We start from the raw sequence: 16,120 nt of genomic DNA, 5'->3' as shown, positions 1-16,120 counted from the left end.
ATTTATCCGTACAGGGAAAGGGCTTGCCGCATCGCACAAAGAGATTGTCACCGCCCTTCTTTTGCGTCTACAGTCTCTGGTGGAGGAGTATCCATACAATCAGACGGGGTTCGGGAGACTGATATGGCGAAGACTGAGGGTCAGATCGTAATCAAGAAATATGCCAATCGCCGCCTCTACAATACGGGCACCAGCACCTATGTGACGCTGGAAGACCTGGCAGAGATGGTGAAGAAGGGGGAGGACTTTGTCGTCCAGGACGCCAAGAGCGGTGACGACATCACGCATTCGGTACTGACCCAGATTATTTTCGAGCAGGAATCGAAGACTGGTAACACGCTGCTTCCGATCTCCTTCCTGCGTCAGCTGATCACCTATTACGGCGACCAGATGCAGATGGTCGTTCCGAGCTTCCTGGAACATTCCATGCGCGCCTTCACGGAACAGCAGTCGCAAATCCGTGAGCAGGTAAACCGTGCCTTCGGCGAAACGCCGCTCGGCAAGAACCTGCAGCTTCCCATGCAGATGATCGAAGAGCAGGTCCGCCGGAATACCGAGATGTTCCAGCAGGCCATGCAGATGTTCTCACCCTTTATGACGCCGCCGCCAAAGGAAAGCCGCAAGGCGGAAGCCAAGGACATCGACGAGCTGAAGGAACAGCTTCGCGCGCTGCAGAACAAGCTCGACAGCCTATAGGCCGATCGAAACGTCCCGGCCGGCGCTGCGGATCGACACTGCAAAGCCGCCGATCACGTCGATCAGCGCAATGATCATCATGATGAAGAAGACCTGGGTCGCTGCATCCTGGACGAGCAGAAACTCGACCAGGAAAGCGATGAAGACCAGCATCGACAGCATATGATTGATGAGATTGCCGGAGCCATTCCGGGTTGCCTTCAGGATCTCGAAGAAAAGTACGACGAGCGCCACGACGATGAAGAGATCGCCGAGCGCCATGCTCCAGATTGCGCCAGAAAGCATGGATAGCACGATCACGTCGTGCTGGAGCGAGGGAATTCCGCCGCCACCCATCACGCCTAGCATCGCTAGATTGTAAAGAATAAATGGAATAACCATCAGCGGCATTGCGGTAATCATGCAGAAATATCTCCCGGATCTCTAGGGAATACTGCCTGACATCACCGCCTCACTTCAAGGCACTGAAGATTATAATATCTTGAAAACAAAAAAGGCCGGCGTCGAGCCGGCCTTCGAAGCCTCATCGGAAAAGCCGCATAAAAATTATGCGCTTTCCTTCGGCGTCAGAACCTGACGGCCACGGTACATACCGGTCTTCAGATCGATATGGTGCGGGCGGCGCAGTTCGCCGGAATTCTTGTCTTCGACATAGGTCGGAGCCTTCAGCGCATCAGCCGAACGGCGCATGCCGCGCTTGGACGGGCTCGTTTTTCTCTTCGGTACAGCCATTTCTCTTACTCCACTTGCGGGCAAAACATTCCCACGGCCAGACTGGCGGCCGAAACGGACATGTCGCGATTTCGGAATTTTGCGCGCTTATACATGCAAGGGGCGGCCTTGACCAGTCCCCATATGTATTTTTTGCGATGCCTCTGATTCTCCGCTCAGACCTCGTCTTCCGGGACGATCCACGCCTCGGCGCGGGCTGCTTCTTGCCACTTCCGCCAGGCTGGATGCGCCTTCATCGCGCTCATATAAGCCAGCATATCGGCGCTGCTGACGAGATCATAGATATCGAAGCGGTTGACGACGGGCGCAAACATCGCATCCGCTCCGCTGAATGCACCGAAGAGGAACGGTCCACCGGATTTCTGCAAAAGATCGCGCCAGATTGTCTCGATGCGACTAATATCTGCAGAGACGCCGTCAGGAAGCGCGATCTTGCCCTTTGGCCGGCGAATATTCATCGGGCAGGCGCTGCGCAGCGCCCGGAAGCTCGACATCATCTCCGCGGAGACCGAACGGGCGAGCGCCCGCTCGGCACGATCCTTCGGAAGCAACCCGGCATCGGGATAGAGTTCGGCCACATATTCGATGATCGCAAAGGATTCCCAGATCTTCAGCGCACCGTGCTGCAGCAAAGGCACGTGGCCGCTCGGCGAGACCGCCTTGATGTTGGGATTGCCGTTTGGATAATCGAAGGGGATCAACACCTCCTCAAAATCGATGCCGACGCCCGTCAGCGCCATCCATGGCCGGAACGACCAGGAAGAGTAGTTCTTGTTGGCGATATAGAGCGTCAGCTTGTCCACGGTGTCTTCCTGTCAAGGTTCGAAATCGAAGATCAGCAGTTCGTGGAAGTGGTTCATATCCTCGAACACGCAGAAGGCCGGCGGGCTGAGTTCCAGTACAGGCGCCCTGCTGCGGATATCCTCTGTCACCTCGTCAAGCATTGCCTGCCAACGCGGCAGCGCCTCGTCTTCCAACCGTTCGATCGCATAGGTGAAGGTCATATGAAACTTGTAATCGTCATGGTTCGGCTGACGATAGCCCAAGAGGTCAGCGAGCGCATCGCGCCAGGCGCGCATAACCTTGCGATCGTCTTCGGTCGCCCCTTCGACGAGCAGGCCGGACGGTCGGGCGTTGACGATCGCCACCTTGAAGGGCCGAAACATTGAGAAACCTTCGAGCCGAGCCGCCATAAGCTCTGTCATATCCTCAATCGGCGTTTCCAGCGGAATATCGCCCGGCCAATAATCTTGTTTGCGGCGACCTTCGATAACACCTTCAAAAAGCGTCATGTGGATGCTGGTGATCGGCGTAAAGAGGAACTGCGACGCCTCCGGCATCGCCAGATATTTCTCACGTGCCTCGATCAGCACCTGTTGCGTTTCCGATCCCTTGAGCGGGTGGCAGACGACCGTATTGCCGGGTTCGGGCAGGAAACCGCCGACCTTGCGGTAACGGGTACCGAGATGCGCTGGCGGAATGGGATTATGGGTCTTCGAATACTGAAGGAGCTCGGGCGAAAGTGTCGTTGGCGTCATGGGCGACTCGGGTTTTGATGGCTGATGCATTCGCCCATATGGCAGTACCAAGAATGTCAGATGACGCTTGCCGCTTCCAACGACAAGTTCTGATATCAATCATAGATACACTTGATGTAATCGCCCGAGCCCTGCGCCCGCCGTTCGATGAGCGCCGCAAGCCTGCGCAGGCCTCGCCCGGGTTTTCCGGCATTGCGATCGATCGGGTTCGGCAGAGAAACCGCAAGCAACGATGCCTGCCGGCGCGTAAGCTTCGAGGCGGGCACCTTGAAGTGATACTGTGCCGCTGCCTCGATGCCGTAGATACCGGGCCCCCATTCGGCGATATTGAGATAGATCTCCATCAGCCGCCGCTTCGACCAGACGAAGTCGGAACCAACGGCCAACGGTAGTTCCAATCCCTTGCGGATGAAGGAGCGGCTGTTCCAGAGGAAGAGGTTCTTCGCCGTCTGCATGGGAATCGTGCTGCCGCCGCGCGTCTCCTGGCCCTTCAGCGTATCCTCGACCAGCATACGCATCTCGCCCCAGTCGACACCGCCGTGGAAGCAATATTGCCCGTCTTCCGACATCATCACCGATTGCACGAGCACAGGCGCAACATCGTCGATCGACACCCACTGCCGGTCATAACCGCGCAGAAGCACGAGATCGCGCAGCATCAGCGTCGAAACCGGATGGATGAAGGGCAGCAGATAGAGAAGGATCAGCACATAGGGCAAAAGCAGCGCCGCCAGAACGGCAAGAACAATGCGCTTCAGCACCTGGCGGTCTCCAAGCCAACGCCGGTGAACCGGCGCCTCGACGCTTTCCTCTGTCTGCGGCGCTATATCCAATGTCCCAGTCCGATTTCGCCCTGGTCGTTGTCATACCGCCTGAAAACCCGCATTGCCAGAGTGCAGCGGAAATCTTGACGCGATGATCGACAATTCCGTTGCCAGCAGCCGTTCTGCCGTGCCAAAGAGCGCGCATGGACGCAAAGCGGGGAACATTCGAGACACGGTTGAAAAGCGGTGCCGCCGAGATCGAGGCGCTGCTCGATCTCCTGCTCTCTCCTACCGTGCTGTCCGACGAGATCGCCCGTCCCGACCTCTTGCGTAGCGCCATGCACTACGCCGTTCTGAACGGCGGCAAACGCCTGCGCCCCTTCCTTGTCGTGGAAAGCGCAGCACTTCTCGGCGGCAACAGGCGGGCAGCACTTCGCGTCGGTGCGGCACTCGAATGCATCCATTGCTATTCCCTTGTTCACGACGATCTGCCGGCTATGGACGACGACGACCTGCGCCGCGGCAAGCCGACCGTACACATCAAATTCGACGAAGCGACCGCCATTCTGGCCGGCGACAGCCTGCTGACCTACGCGTTCGACATCATCGCCGCGCCGGAAACCGACCTGCCGGACCGCAGCAAAACAGAACTCGTTCTGGCGATCGCTCGCGCCGCAGGCCTCGGCGGCATGGCCGGCGGACAAGCTCTTGATCTGGCAGCGGAAACGCAGGCGCCCGATGAAGCTGGCATCATCTGCCTGCAGGCGATGAAGACAGGTGCGCTGATCCGCTTTGCCTGCGAGGCCGGCGCCATCGTTGCCGGCGCGTCTATCGAAGACCGTCAACGCCTGCGCCGCTTCGGTGAAAAAATCGGTCTCGCCTTCCAGCTTGCCGATGATATTCTCGACCTGACCTCCGATATCAAGACGATGGGCAAGGCGACCGGCAAGGATGCCGCCCGCGGCAAGGGAACGCTGGTGGCGCTTCACGGCATGGAATGGGCGGAGAAGCGGCTGCGTCGGCATGTCGAGGACGCAGAAGAGTTGCTCGCCCCCTATGGAGAGCGCGCCGCGGTGCTGATCGCCACGGCTCAGTTTGTGGCCGAACGCAAGAGCTGAGACAGAAGAAGGTCCATCCAGCCTGCCGCAGAAGGTCATCGAAAAGCCGAGTGATTACTCAGCTGCCGTCTTCTGGCCGAAACGCTTCTCGATATAGTCGATGACGAGCGCCTCGAAATCCGAGGCGATATTCGGGCCGCGCAGCGTCAGGGCCTTCTTGCCGTCGATGAAGACGGGAGCAGCCGGCGTCTCGCCCGTACCGGGAAGCGAAATGCCGATATCGGCATGCTTGCTCTCGCCCGGTCCATTGACGATACAGCCCATGACGGCGACATTGAGCGCTTCCACACCCGGATATTTCTCACGCCAGACCGGCATGTTCTTGCGAATGTCGTTCTGGATGTTCTGCGCGAGTTCCTGGAAGACCGTCGAGGTCGTGCGCCCACAGCCGGGACAGGCCGCCACGACGGGCACAAACTGGCGGAAACCCATGACCTGCAGCAGTTCCTGCGCCACCTGCACCTCGCGGGTGCGGTCACCATTCGGCTCCGGCGTCAGCGAAATGCGGATCGTATCGCCGATGCCGTTCTGCAGCACATAGCCCATGGCAGCCGAAGAGGCGACGATGCCTTTGGTACCCATGCCGGCTTCGGTCAAGCCGAGATGCAGCGCATGGTTGGAGCGCTCAGCGAGCATGGAATTGACGGCGATCAAATCCTGAACCTGGCTGACCTTGGCCGACAGGATGATACGATTGCGCGGCAGGCCGATCTCTTCGGCGAGCTGTGCCGACAGCAGCGCCGACTGCACGATCGCCTCGCGCGTCACCTGCCGGGCCGAAAGCGGCGATCCCTCGGCCTGGTTCTTGTCCATCAGCTGCGTCAGCAGCTCCTGATCCAGCGAACCCCAGTTGACGCCGATGCGCACCGGTTTGTTGTGACGGATCGCCATCTCGATGATTTCGGCGAACTGCTTATCCTTCTTGTCCTTGAAGCCGACATTGCCTGGATTGATGCGATACTTCGCCAGCGCTTCGGCGCAGGCCGGATGATCGGCAAGCAGCTTGTGGCCGATATAGTGGAAGTCGCCGATCAGTGGCACATCCATGCCGAGGCGCAGCAGCCGCTCGCGGATTCTCGGCACGGCGGCAGCGCTTTCGTCGCGGTCGACGGTGATGCGCACCAGCTCCGAACCGGCGCGATGGAGTGCAGCCACCTGCGCAACCGTGGAATCCACGTCAGCCGTATCCGTGTTGGTCATGGATTGCACGACCACCGGCGCGCCCCCGCCGACGATGACACCGCCGACATCGACAGCAACGGAAGCGCGGCGCGGTTTCGGATCGAAATCGAAAGCAGACATAAAGAGCTCTTACACCCGGAAGACAGAGCCTTTCAGGTGGATCAAGCCCGCGAGCTTGTCAACCGCCCCGTATATCACTTTTGTTTGGAGGCGGCTCACCGGCCGCCGTCCGAGACTCCATCGGCATATTGCGCGAGCCGTGAGAATGCGAGAACCACGAGCAGCAGCACCGGCAGCGCCATGAAGACGGCGGCAAAGCCCACATGCTCGGCCACGAAGCCGATCACCGAAGGCGCCACCAGCATGCCGGAATAGCCCAGGGTCGTGACGACGGAGATGCCGATGCCGGGCTTCAGACCGGGAATGTTGCCCGCTGCCGAAAAGGCGATCGGCACCATGTTCGAAATACCGATACCGCAAAGCGCGAAGCCGATGATGGCGATTTCGGCATTCGGCGCAAGGCTCGTAAGCAGCATGCCGACGATGGCAAACAGCGTGCAGATGCGCAGCGTCTTGACCCCGCCGAGACGATCGCGGACCAGATCGCCGGCAAAGCGCATGATCGCCATGGCCGCCGAGAAAGCCGCAAAGCCGAGGCCGGAGAGGGCGACCGACGCCCCCATTTCCTGCCTGAGATAAAGCGCACCCCAGTCGAGGATCGCTCCCTCCGGCACCATGCAGAACAGCGCCATCAGACCGAGCAGCCACGGCAGCGGCACCATCGGCAGCTTCGTCTTCTCCTTCTTTGTATCGGGATGCGGCGGATCGGCCAGAACCATCGGCCAGGCGACGGCAAGGAAGACAGCAGCCAGTACGGTCGCCAGTTCCGCGTGCCCGAGAATGCCGAGCCTGGAGATCACTAGGCCGCCGAGGCCGGAGCCGATCAAGCCGCCGAGGCTCCAGAAGGCGTGGCAGGATGACATGATCGCGCGTCGCATGGATTTTTCCACCGCCACGGCATTGGCGTTCATTGCCACGTCCATCCCGCCAATGAAACCGCCGAACAGAAAGAGAGAGATCGCCCCTGTGATCACGTTGGGAGCCAGCGTCAGCGCCAGAAGCGTCGGCAGCAAGCAGACGGCGAGCACCCGCACGACAACGCGTGAACCATGTCTGGCGATCTGCGCTCCGGCGATTGGCATCATGACCAGCGAGCCGAAACCGAAGACGAGGATCATCAGTCCGAGCTCGAACTTGGTAAGTCCAAGCCGTTCGGCGAAATCAGGAATCTTCGGCGCCCAAGAGCCGATGACAAAACCGTTCATGAGGAATAGCAGCGAGACCGCCGCTCTGCTCCGGGTAATGAAGCCGCTCCGTACCCGCGGCGCTGCACTCACATTGTTATCCATTTCCTTGTCTTTCCTCTCGATCGGACTTGTCTGCCGATTCCCGTAAAGGGCGGAACGGTCTCAAGCCGTTTTGCCCGCAATGATCGTCCGGCACCCGCGTGCACGGTATTGCTCGAGCATGGCAGCATCCGCATCGTGCTCGACGACAAGGCATTCACAATGCGCGACCGGCAGGACGCTATGTGGCGCAGCCGTCCCGAATTTTTCCGATGTCGCAGCGACCATGACCCGCTTGCTCCTGGATGTGGCGAACCTCTTGAACTCCGCGTCCTCGAAGCCGAATGTCGTCAATCCCGCCTCGATATCGACGCCACAAGCGCCCAGAATGCAGAGGTCAGGCGCCAGTTGCTCCATGTCCCGCAATGCTTTGGCACCAAGCGAACCGCCGGTTTGGCGGTCGACGAGACCGCCGATCAGGATGACATTGACACCGGGCTTTTCGATCAACGCGGCAGCAATCGCTGGAGCATTGGTTGCCGCCGTCAGCGCAAGATCGGCCGGTAAAGCGTTGGCAATCGCCAGATTGGTGCTGCCGGCATCGAAGAATACCGTCGTACCTGCAACGATTTCCTCTGCCGCGGCGCGGGCCAGCGCCTGTTTCCGCTCGGCAGCAAAGCTCATGCGCTGGGTCAGGCTTCCGCGCGCCGGCGAAATCGGCAATGCTCCGCCATATACCCTTTCGCAGAGCCCTGCCGCCGCCATCTCGCGCAGATCGCGCCGTACCGTATCTTCCGAGACGCCGAATTCGACTGCGAGTTCCGCAGCCAGCACGCGACCATGCGTCTTCAGTCGCTCGGAAATGACGGTCTGGCGTTCCCGCAACAGGAAATCTTGCATGTTTATACCGGATTCGCCCTTAAAAATCTAAAAACAGGCATAAACACTGATTAGCGTGCACGCAACATGCACGACCACACGTTTTCTGACACTTTGAAACAAAGCTCCACGACTAGGGCGAAATCTTGCATATTGACCGACTCCGGGGGCAGGACTATCGATTGGGCATCTCGTTTCCCGCCGGCACCGCCGCCACTGGTACATCCCCGTGAAAAACTCCGTCAGCCTGGGCATTCTGCTCACGATCGCGGCCTACATGGCGTTCACTTTGCATGATGCGATCGTCAAACTTTTGACGGCGAGTATTCCCGTCTGGCAGATCCTGTTTTTCCGCAGCCTCACCATCCTTGTTGGCTGCCTCGCCTATGGCCGCGGCAAGCTCGTCCATCAGACGGTCACCTCACCGATCATCAAGCCGATGATTGCCCGCAGCATTCTTCTGCTCTGTGCCTGGCTTTCATATTACACTGCCGCAAGCCATCTTCCGCTCGCCGAGGTCACAACGCTCTACTACGCAGCTCCCGTCGTCGGCACGTTGCTCGCCTGGTTCATCCTGAAGGAAGAGGTCACCCCGGCCCGTTGGCTTGCGGTCGGCGTCGGGTTCGTCGGCGTGCTTATCTCCTGCAATCCCGTCGGGCTCACGATCTCCTGGCCGGTCTATCTGGCGCTGCAGGCAGCCGTGCTCTGGGCTTCCGCCATGGTCTTGCTGCGCAAGACCTCGCTGCATGAGAAGACGATCATCCAGCTTGCGGTCTCCAACGTCTTTTTCCTCATCATGACCGGTATTGCCGTGATCTACACCTGGCAGACCCCAACCCTCACGCAACTCGCCCTGCTCATCGGCACCGGTGTCGTCGCCGGCTGCGCCCAGTTCGCCCTTTTTGAAGGCATGCGTCAGGCTCCAGTATCGGTGCTCGCGCCCTTCGAATATACATCGCTCGTCTGGGCCTTCATTCTCGGCTATCTGATTTGGGCTGATATACCCACGCAGAATGTCGTCGTTGGTGCGATGATGATTCTTGGCGCGGGCTTGATCATCCTCGTCAGCGAAAGATTGCGTCGTCGGGCCGCGGCTTGATACCGGTTTCAGCCGGATTCGGGGTTAGCGCGGCAGCTTGAGAAAAATATTCGCAGTTGCCGCTTTTATTTGCAGTTTTCTACGCTTTCGATACCGCAATTTTCTGCGATGTATCGACCATCCGAACACAATCTTCCCAAGGATGGATAGAACAATGAACTGGTTGAAAACCGTCGCCGCCGCCGCGCTCATTCAGGCTGCAGCCCTGCTGCCCGCCCATGCCGGCGAAAACCTCAGCTCCATCAAGTCTGCCGGCATCTTCAAGATCGGCACGGAAGGCACCTATGCGCCCTTCACCTATCATGACGAAAGCGGCAAGCTCGTCGGCTTCGACGTCGAGATCGGCGAAGCAGTCGCAGCCAAGCTCGGCGTGAAGGCTCAGTTCATCGAAGGCAAGTGGGACGGCCTGATCGCCGGCCTCGACGCCAACCGCTATGACACCGTCATCAACCAGGTCGGCATCACCGACGCGCGCAAGCAGAAGTACGACTTCTCCGAACCTTATATTGCTTCCAAGGCCGTTCTGATCGTTCGTGACGGCGACGACAGCATCAAATCCTTCGCCGATCTCAAGGGGAAGAAGGCCGCCCAGTCGCTGACGAGCAACTTCGGCAAGCTCGCCACGGAAGCAGGCGCCGAACTGGTCGGCACCGACGGCTTCGACCAGTCGATCCAGCTCGTCCTGACGAAGCGCGCCGATGCCACGATCAACGACAGCCTTTCCTTCCTGGACTTCAAGAAGCACAAGCCGGATGCTCCGGTGAAGATCGTCGCCCAGCAGGAAAATGCCGATTACTCCGGCATCATCATCCGCAAGGGCGAACCGGAGCTGCTCGAAGCGATCAACAAGGCGCTCGCCGATATCAAGGCTGACGGCACCTACAAGAAGATCGCCGACAAGTATTTCGGCCAGGACGTTTCCAAGTAAGTCCTGACCGGCGGTTTCGCGCTGCCCCCATATCCTTTATAGCTGCATGTGTAAGCGTCCGGTGAACACTCACCGGACGCGTCTTTTCTTGAGGACACGCCCTTGCCGCACTGGCTCCAACTGATGGCGGAATCGCTTCCCTCGCTCCTCTTGGCGGGGTTGATCTTCACCATCCCATTGACCCTACTTTCCTTCGCCTTTGGGCTGATCCTGGGCCTGATCACCGCAATCGCCCGTCTTTTCGGGCCAGCACCTGTTGCAGCCATCGCACGCTTCTATGTCTGGGTCATCCGCGGCACGCCGCTGCTCGTCCAGCTCTTCGTGATCTTTTATGGCCTGCCGAGCATCGGCATCCTGCTCGACGCCTTCCCGGCAGCGCTCATCGGCTTCACGCTGAATATCGGCGCCTACAGCTCCGAGATTATCCGCGCCGTCATCTCCTCAGTGCCCAAGGGCCAATGGGAAGCGGCCTATTCGATCGGCATGAGCTGGCGCCAGGCGATGAGCCGCACCATCCTGCCGCAGGCCGCCCGCGTCGCAGTTCCGCCGCTGTCGAATACCTTCATTTCGCTGGTCAAGGATACTTCGCTCGCAGCGGCCATCACAGTGCCCGAACTCTTCCAGGCCGCGCAGCGCATCGTCGCGACAACCTACGAACCGTTGATCCTTTATATCGAGGCGGCGCTGATCTATCTCGCCTTGAGCTCCGTACTCTCGGCGCTGCAGCAGCGGCTGGAGCGCCGCTTCGCCCGTTATGGTGGGATGCTGGAGGCAAATGCATGATCGAGCTTTCCACTATCGAAAAGCGCTTTGGCGATGCGATCATCCTGAAGGATATCAGTATCCGCATCCCCGAAGGCAGTGTCACCGCCCTCGTCGGCCCCTCCGGCGGCGGCAAGAGCACCCTGCTTCGCTGCATCAATCTCCTGGAGATCCCGACCGCAGGCACCATCCGCCTTGGCGAAGAAACGCTCTCTTTCACGCCCGGCAAGCGTGTCGGCTGGCAGGCAATCCAGAAGATCCGTCGCCAGACCGGCATGGTCTTCCAGAACTTTCAGCTCTTTCCGCATCAGACGGCGATCGAAAATGTCATGGAAGGGCTGGTTACGGTCCTGAAATGGCCAAGGGAAAGGGCGCGCGAACGCGCCATGGAACTGCTGACCAAGGTCGGCATGGCGCACAAGACCGACGCCTGGCCCTCGACGCTCTCCGGCGGCCAGCAGCAGCGCGTGGCAATCGCCCGCGCTCTTGCGCCTTCGCCGCGTGTCCTGCTCTGCGACGAACCGACGTCTGCGCTTGATCCGGAACTTTCGGCCGAAGTGGTGGACGTGCTGGGCCAGCTTGCCCGCGAAGGGACGACCATGGTCATGGCAACCCATGATCTTCGCCTCGCCTCCAAGATCGCAAACGACGTGGTTTTTCTGGAGGCGGGCAGCGTGGTGGAAACCGGCAGCGCCAGAGCGATTTTCAACACGCCGGAGAAGGAGCGCACCAAACGCTTCATCTCGACCATCAATGCCGCGCATACCTATGATATCTGAGGCAATGCCGGGATGTGAACATCCCGGCATATAGAAATTCCGATCAGGCAGACGTGACGACGGCGCGCGCTGCCTTCAGCGCATTGCCCCACCAGGTCAGCTGATCGAGCATATTCTTGGCAGCTTCGTTCAGATGCGCGTAATCGCCGAGGTTCTTGCCTTCCTTCAGAACGGCAAGATATTCGCTGAACGCGATGTGAACCCCCGTCCTGACGGACGCTGCACTCATTTCGACGAAGACCAGACGAAGCTGCTCAACGGCGCGTGCGCCGCCGACGCCGCCGTAACCGACGAAGCCGACCGGCTTCTGAATGAATTCGCCTAGATCGATCGCGTTCTTCAGAACAGCCGTCGGAGCATGGTTATATTCGGCGACTGTGAAGATGAAGCCGTCGAATTCGCGCAGCTTCTTCTTCCAGCGCTCGGCCGTTTCGCTTTCCGCCGTGGTGGCGCGCTCTTCGCCGAAGAAATGCATCGGGTAGTCAAGAAGATCGAGGACTTCGACTTCGAGATCGGAACGCTGGCCGGTGAGCCCCGCGATCCACTTGGCCGGATGCTCGGCGAAACGGCCAATACGCGTGCTGCCGATGATGACGGCAATCTTCAACTTGCTCATGAGATGATCCCTGATTGGTCTTGGGGCGGTGATGGGAGCTGAAGTCTATGAGAAAGCCTCCTCGCCCGGCAAGGCGAGAAGGCTGCCAACTCGTGGGAAAATCAGCTTTTTATCGGATCGATCGTACACAATCGGGTGATGTCGGAAAGACCGTCCGTCGTCTTTCTAACCGGCATAGACGACGAGCAGATCCTTTGCGTCGATCTGGTCGCCGGCCTTGACCAGGACTTCCGAGATCGTTCCGTCCTTTTCTGCATGCAGCGCCGTTTCCATCTTCATCGCCTCGATGGAGACGAGTACGTCACCGGCACTGACGACCTGGCCCGGCACAACGAAAACGCGCGAGATGACGCCCGGCATCGGCGCCCCGACATGGGTTGCATTGCCCGGCTCCGCCTTGCGGCGGGCGGCAGCGCCCGAAGCGCCATGCGCCCGATCCGGTACCTTGATGCGGCGCGGCTGGCCATTGAGCTCGAAGAAGACAGTAACCATGCCCTGGCTGTCGGTGCCGCTCATCGCCTGATTGACGATAACGAGCGTCTTGCCCTTCTCGATATCAGCAAACAGCTCCTCACCATCGGCAAGACCGTAGAAGTAAGCAAGCGTCGGCAGCACGGAAACCGGACCGTAGGTGTCCGAAGCCAGCGCGAAATCGGTGAAGACCTTCGGATACATGAGGTAGGAGGCGAATTCGAAATCGCTGACCTCACGCTCCAGCTTGGTCTCGATCGCCTTGCGCTCCGCATCGAGGTCGGCATCGTCAAGCAGCGAGCCGGGACGCACCGTATAGGGCTGCTCGCCCTTCAGAGCCTTCTTCTGCAGCGCTTCCGGCCATCCCGACGGAGGCTGGCCGAGATCGCCCTTCAGCATCGAGACGACCGATTCCGGGAACGAGACTTCCTTCTCAGCGCTGACCACATCGGCAACCGTCAGGTCCTGGCTCACCATCATCAGCGCCATGTCGCCAACGACCTTGGACGACGGCGTCACCTTGACGATATCGCCGAACATCTGGTTGGCGTCGGCATAGGCCTGCGCCACTTGGTGCCAGCGGGTTTCCAAACCCAGCGAGCGGGCCTGTTCCTTGAGATTGGTGAACTGGCCGCCCGGCATTTCGTGCAGATAGACTTCCGACGCCGGTCCCTTGAGATCGCTCTCGAATGCCGCATACTGATTGCGAACCGCTTCCCAATAGAAGGAGATGCGGCGGATCCATTCCGGGTCGAGGCCCGGATCGCGCTCGGCGCCACGCAGCGCTTCGACGATGGAGCCAAGGCAGGGCTGCGACGTATTGCCGGACAATGCGTCCATCGCCGCATCGACAGCATCGACGCCGGCATCCACTGCAGCAAGAACCGTGGCCGCGGCAATGCCCGACGTATCATGCGTGTGGAAATGGATCGGCAGGCTGGTCGCTTCGCGCAGCGCCTTGAACAGCACCTTGGCCGCGGCCGGTTTCAACAGGCCCGCCATGTCCTTCAATGCGATGATATGCGCGCCGGCCTTTTCGAGCTCGACGGCAAGATCCGTATAATATTTCAGGTCATATTTCGGACGGGCCGAATTGAGGATATCGCCTGTGTAGCAGATCGCCGCCTCACAGAGCTTGTTCTCCTCTGCCACCGCATCCATCGACACACGCATGTTCTCCACCCAGTTCAGGCAGTCGAAGACGCGGAAAAGGTCGATGCCGCCCTTGGCGGCCTGACGGACGAAATATTTCACGACGTTGTCAGGATAGTTCTTGTAGCCGACGCCGTTCGCTCCGCGCAGCAACATCTGCAGGAGCAGGTTCGGAGCCGCCTCGCGGATCAGCCCCAGACGCTCCCACGGATCCTCGGTCAGAAAGCGCATGGAGACGTCGAAGGTCGCACCACCCCAACATTCCAGCGACAAAAGATTCGGCAACGCATGCGCATAGGTGCCGGCGATCCTGGCGATATCATAGGTGCGCATGCGAGTGGCGAGCAGCGACTGGTGACCGTCGCGCATCGTCGTATCGGTCAGCAGCACCTGCTTCTGCTCGCGCATCCACTCGCCGAATTTCTTCGGGCCGAGCTGATCGAGACGCTGCTTCGTACCGTCGGGGACCTTACCGCCGTCCGCATAGGGTACGACCGGCTTGGCAGCATCCTCCGATGGCCGCGGGCGATCCTTTGCCTCGGGATGACCGTTGACGGTGACATCGGCGAGGTAGGTCAAAAGCTTGGTGGCGCGGTCCTGGCGCTTGACCTGCTGGAAAAGCTCCGGCGTGGTGTCGATGAAACGTGTCGTATAGGAATTATCCTGGAACTTCGGATGCGTGATGATCGCTTCGAGGAAGGTCAGGTTGGTGGCGACGCCGCGGATACGGAATTCGCGCAGTGCGCGGTCCATGCGGGAAATGGCTTCCAGCGGGTTCGGTGCCCAGGCCGTCACCTTCACCAGCAGCGGATCGTAGTAACGGGTGATGATCGCGCCCGTGTAGGACGTGCCGCCATCGAGACGGATGCCGAAACCCGATGCAGAACGATAGGCGGTGATACGGCCGTAATCCGGAATGAAATTGTGCTCCGGATCTTCCGTCGTGATACGGCACTGCAGCGCATGGCCGTTGAGGCGGATGTCCGCCTGCTTCGGCACGCCGGATTCTTCGGTGCCAATTGCAAAGCCGTCGAGGATGTGGATCTGCGCCTTGACGATATCGATGCCGGTCACGACTTCGGTGACGGTATGCTCGACCTGGATGCGCGGATTGACTTCAATGAAGTAGAATTTGCCGGTATCGGCATCCATCAGATATTCGACGGTACCGGCGCCGACGTAGTTCGTCGCCTGCGCGATCTTGAGTGAATAGGCGGCAAGTTCCTGGCGTTGCGCGTCCGAAAGATACGGGGCGGGCGCGCGCTCGACGACCTTCTGATTACGGCGCTGGATGGAGCAGTCGCGCTCGAAGAGATGAACGACATTGCCATGCGTATCGCCGAGGATCTGGCTTTCGACGTGGCGGGCGCGCTCGACGAGTTTTTCGAGATAGACTTCGTCCTTGCCGAAGGCGGCCATCGCCTCGCGCTTGGCTTCCGTTACCTCGCGGGCGAGATCGGCTTCCGAGCGGATGACGCGCATGCCGCGTCCGCCACCGCCCCATGAGGCCTTCAGCATCACGGGATATCCGATCGCGGCAGCCATCTTGGCAACTTCCGCCATGTCGTCGGGCAGCGGCTCTGTCGCCGGAACAACGGGAACGCCGACGGAAATGGCAAGGTTGCGTGCCGCCACCTTGTTGCCGAGCTGACGCATAGTGTCGGCCCTCGGGCCGATGAAGGTGATGCCTGCAGCATTGCAGGCATCAACGAATTCGGGGCTTTCCGAAAGCAGGCCGTAGCCCGGATGAATGGCGTCAGCGCCGGAAAGCTTGGCGACTCGGATCACTTCATCGATCGAAAGATAGCTTTCGATCGGTCCGAGATCGCGGGAAAGATGCGGGCCGCGGCCGACTTGATAGCTCTCGTCGGCCTTGAAGCGGTGCAGCGCCAGCTTGTCTTCCTCAGCCCATATCGCGACCGTTTTTATTCCGAGTTCATTGGCCGCGCGGAAGACGCGGATGGCGATTTCGGACCGGTTGGCGACAAGAATCTTCGATATGGGCAATGTACTCTCCTCAAAGCACGAAAAACGGGGCATGCTGCACCCGCGAAGAGA

The 16,120-nt window shown here is 59.8% G+C and carries 16 protein-coding genes; 6 read left to right on the top strand and 10 right to left on the bottom strand.

The genetic code is table 11. From position 1 onward, the window contains the following. The first annotated feature begins 123 nt into the window (after positions 1–123). A complete protein-coding gene (gene phaR, locus FHT78_RS28015; RefSeq protein ID WP_183749811.1) occupies positions 124–696 on the top strand; it encodes a polyhydroxyalkanoate synthesis repressor PhaR in 573 nt (190 codons plus the stop codon). Here phaR and FHT78_RS28010 read toward each other — a convergent pair. The 5 genes from FHT78_RS28010 to mtgA form a co-directional block, all read right to left on the bottom strand. After that, positions 691–1,098 (bottom strand): hypothetical protein, encoded by a 408-nt coding sequence (locus FHT78_RS28010; RefSeq protein WP_183749810.1) that lies wholly within the window; start codon positions 1,096–1,098, stop codon positions 691–693. The two genes, phaR and FHT78_RS28010, sit on opposite strands and share 6 nt — an antisense overlap. A 144-nt stretch (positions 1,099–1,242) precedes the next feature. Beyond that, positions 1,243–1,428 (bottom strand): 50S ribosomal protein L32, encoded by a 186-nt coding sequence (gene rpmF, locus FHT78_RS28005; RefSeq protein WP_003543812.1) that lies wholly within the window; start codon positions 1,426–1,428, stop codon positions 1,243–1,245. 155 nt (positions 1,429–1,583) lie between these two features. Further along, positions 1,584–2,231 carry a glutathione S-transferase family protein gene (locus FHT78_RS28000; protein WP_183749809.1) on the bottom strand — a complete coding sequence of 216 codons (648 nt, stop codon included), beginning with the start codon at positions 2,229–2,231 and terminating at the stop codon, positions 1,584–1,586. A 12-nt stretch (positions 2,232–2,243) separates the two neighbouring features. Beyond that, positions 2,244–2,966 carry a DUF1868 domain-containing protein gene (locus tag FHT78_RS27995; protein WP_183749808.1) on the bottom strand — a complete coding sequence of 241 codons (723 nt, stop codon included), beginning with the start codon at positions 2,964–2,966 and terminating at the stop codon, positions 2,244–2,246. Between the two features lie 95 nt (positions 2,967–3,061). Continuing rightward, a complete protein-coding gene (mtgA, locus tag FHT78_RS27990) occupies positions 3,062–3,799 on the bottom strand; it encodes a monofunctional biosynthetic peptidoglycan transglycosylase (RefSeq protein WP_183749807.1) in 738 nt (245 codons plus the stop codon). A gap of 134 nt (positions 3,800–3,933) precedes the next feature. On the opposite strand from mtgA, the gene FHT78_RS27985 reads away from it, so the two are divergent. After that, entirely contained in the window at positions 3,934–4,848 is a 915-nt protein-coding gene (locus FHT78_RS27985) for a polyprenyl synthetase family protein (RefSeq protein ID WP_183749806.1), read from the top strand. A 54-nt stretch (positions 4,849–4,902) separates the two neighbouring features. On the opposite strand, the gene ispG is transcribed toward FHT78_RS27985, so the two are convergent. From ispG to FHT78_RS27970, 3 genes are all read right to left on the bottom strand, one after another. Further along, positions 4,903–6,150, bottom strand: a complete 1,248-nt coding sequence (gene ispG, locus FHT78_RS27980; RefSeq protein WP_183749805.1) for a flavodoxin-dependent (E)-4-hydroxy-3-methylbut-2-enyl-diphosphate synthase — start codon at positions 6,148–6,150, stop codon at positions 4,903–4,905. A 95-nt stretch (positions 6,151–6,245) separates the two neighbouring features. Then, a complete protein-coding gene (locus FHT78_RS27975; RefSeq protein WP_183749804.1) occupies positions 6,246–7,439 on the bottom strand; it encodes an MFS transporter in 1,194 nt (397 codons plus the stop codon). 60 nt (positions 7,440–7,499) lie between these two features. Further along, positions 7,500–8,276, bottom strand: a complete 777-nt coding sequence (locus FHT78_RS27970; protein WP_183749803.1) for a DeoR/GlpR family DNA-binding transcription regulator — start codon at positions 8,274–8,276, stop codon at positions 7,500–7,502. 208 nt (positions 8,277–8,484) lie between these two features. On the opposite strand from FHT78_RS27970, the gene FHT78_RS27965 reads away from it, so the two are divergent. The 4 genes from FHT78_RS27965 (at position 8,485) to FHT78_RS27950 (ending at position 11,823) form a co-directional block, all read left to right on the top strand. After that, positions 8,485–9,354, top strand: coding sequence for a DMT family transporter (locus tag FHT78_RS27965; protein WP_183749802.1), 870 nt, complete (start codon positions 8,485–8,487; stop codon positions 9,352–9,354). A 154-nt stretch (positions 9,355–9,508) separates the two neighbouring features. Continuing rightward, on the top strand, positions 9,509–10,282 hold the full coding sequence (locus FHT78_RS27960) for an amino acid ABC transporter substrate-binding protein (protein WP_183749801.1): 774 nt from the start codon (positions 9,509–9,511) through the stop codon (positions 10,280–10,282). A 102-nt stretch (positions 10,283–10,384) separates the two neighbouring features. Next, on the top strand, positions 10,385–11,065 hold the full coding sequence (locus FHT78_RS27955; RefSeq protein WP_183749800.1) for an amino acid ABC transporter permease: 681 nt from the start codon (positions 10,385–10,387) through the stop codon (positions 11,063–11,065). Beyond that, on the top strand, positions 11,062–11,823 hold the full coding sequence (locus tag FHT78_RS27950) for an amino acid ABC transporter ATP-binding protein (RefSeq protein ID WP_183749799.1): 762 nt from the start codon (positions 11,062–11,064) through the stop codon (positions 11,821–11,823). The genes FHT78_RS27955 and FHT78_RS27950 overlap by 4 nt, the downstream gene beginning before the upstream one ends. 43 nt (positions 11,824–11,866) lie before the next feature. Here FHT78_RS27950 and FHT78_RS27945 read toward each other — a convergent pair whose 3' ends face one another. Both FHT78_RS27945 and pyc read right to left on the bottom strand, forming a co-directional pair. Then, positions 11,867–12,439 carry an NAD(P)H-dependent oxidoreductase gene (locus tag FHT78_RS27945; protein WP_183749798.1) on the bottom strand — a complete coding sequence of 191 codons (573 nt, stop codon included), beginning with the start codon at positions 12,437–12,439 and terminating at the stop codon, positions 11,867–11,869. Positions 12,440–12,604: 165 nt separating this feature from the next. Further along, positions 12,605–16,069 carry a pyruvate carboxylase gene (gene pyc / locus FHT78_RS27940; protein WP_183749797.1) on the bottom strand — a complete coding sequence of 1,155 codons (3,465 nt, stop codon included), beginning with the start codon at positions 16,067–16,069 and terminating at the stop codon, positions 12,605–12,607. Positions 16,070–16,120 lie beyond the last annotated feature (51 nt).

The organism is Rhizobium sp. BK196 (assembly GCF_014193255.1).
Lineage (GTDB): Bacteria > Pseudomonadota > Alphaproteobacteria > Rhizobiales > Rhizobiaceae > Rhizobium.
The sequence above is the reverse complement of the archived record's forward strand: the minus strand, read 5'-3'. Positions and strand labels throughout refer to the sequence as shown.

What these genes read in the sequence shown, in the direction of transcription:
- phaR (WP_183749811.1), top strand. Translation starts at nt 124, where the DNA reads ATGGCGAAGACTGAGGGTCAGATCGTAATCAAGAAATATGCCAATCGC.
- FHT78_RS28010 (WP_183749810.1), bottom strand. Translation starts at nt 1,098, where the DNA reads ATGATTACCGCAATGCCGCTGATGGTTATTCCATTTATTCTTTACAAT.
- rpmF (WP_003543812.1), bottom strand. Translation starts at nt 1,428, where the DNA reads ATGGCTGTACCGAAGAGAAAAACGAGCCCGTCCAAGCGCGGCATGCGC.
- FHT78_RS27995 (WP_183749808.1), bottom strand. Translation starts at nt 2,966, where the DNA reads ATGACGCCAACGACACTTTCGCCCGAGCTCCTTCAGTATTCGAAGACC.
- FHT78_RS27985 (WP_183749806.1), top strand. Translation starts at nt 3,934, where the DNA reads ATGGACGCAAAGCGGGGAACATTCGAGACACGGTTGAAAAGCGGTGCC.
- ispG (WP_183749805.1), bottom strand. Translation starts at nt 6,150, where the DNA reads ATGTCTGCTTTCGATTTCGATCCGAAACCGCGCCGCGCTTCCGTTGCT.
- FHT78_RS27975 (WP_183749804.1), bottom strand. Translation starts at nt 7,439, where the DNA reads ATGGATAACAATGTGAGTGCAGCGCCGCGGGTACGGAGCGGCTTCATT.
- FHT78_RS27970 (WP_183749803.1), bottom strand. Translation starts at nt 8,276, where the DNA reads ATGCAAGATTTCCTGTTGCGGGAACGCCAGACCGTCATTTCCGAGCGA.
- FHT78_RS27960 (WP_183749801.1), top strand. Translation starts at nt 9,509, where the DNA reads ATGAACTGGTTGAAAACCGTCGCCGCCGCCGCGCTCATTCAGGCTGCA.
- FHT78_RS27950 (WP_183749799.1), top strand. Translation starts at nt 11,062, where the DNA reads ATGATCGAGCTTTCCACTATCGAAAAGCGCTTTGGCGATGCGATCATC.
- FHT78_RS27945 (WP_183749798.1), bottom strand. Translation starts at nt 12,439, where the DNA reads ATGAGCAAGTTGAAGATTGCCGTCATCATCGGCAGCACGCGTATTGGC.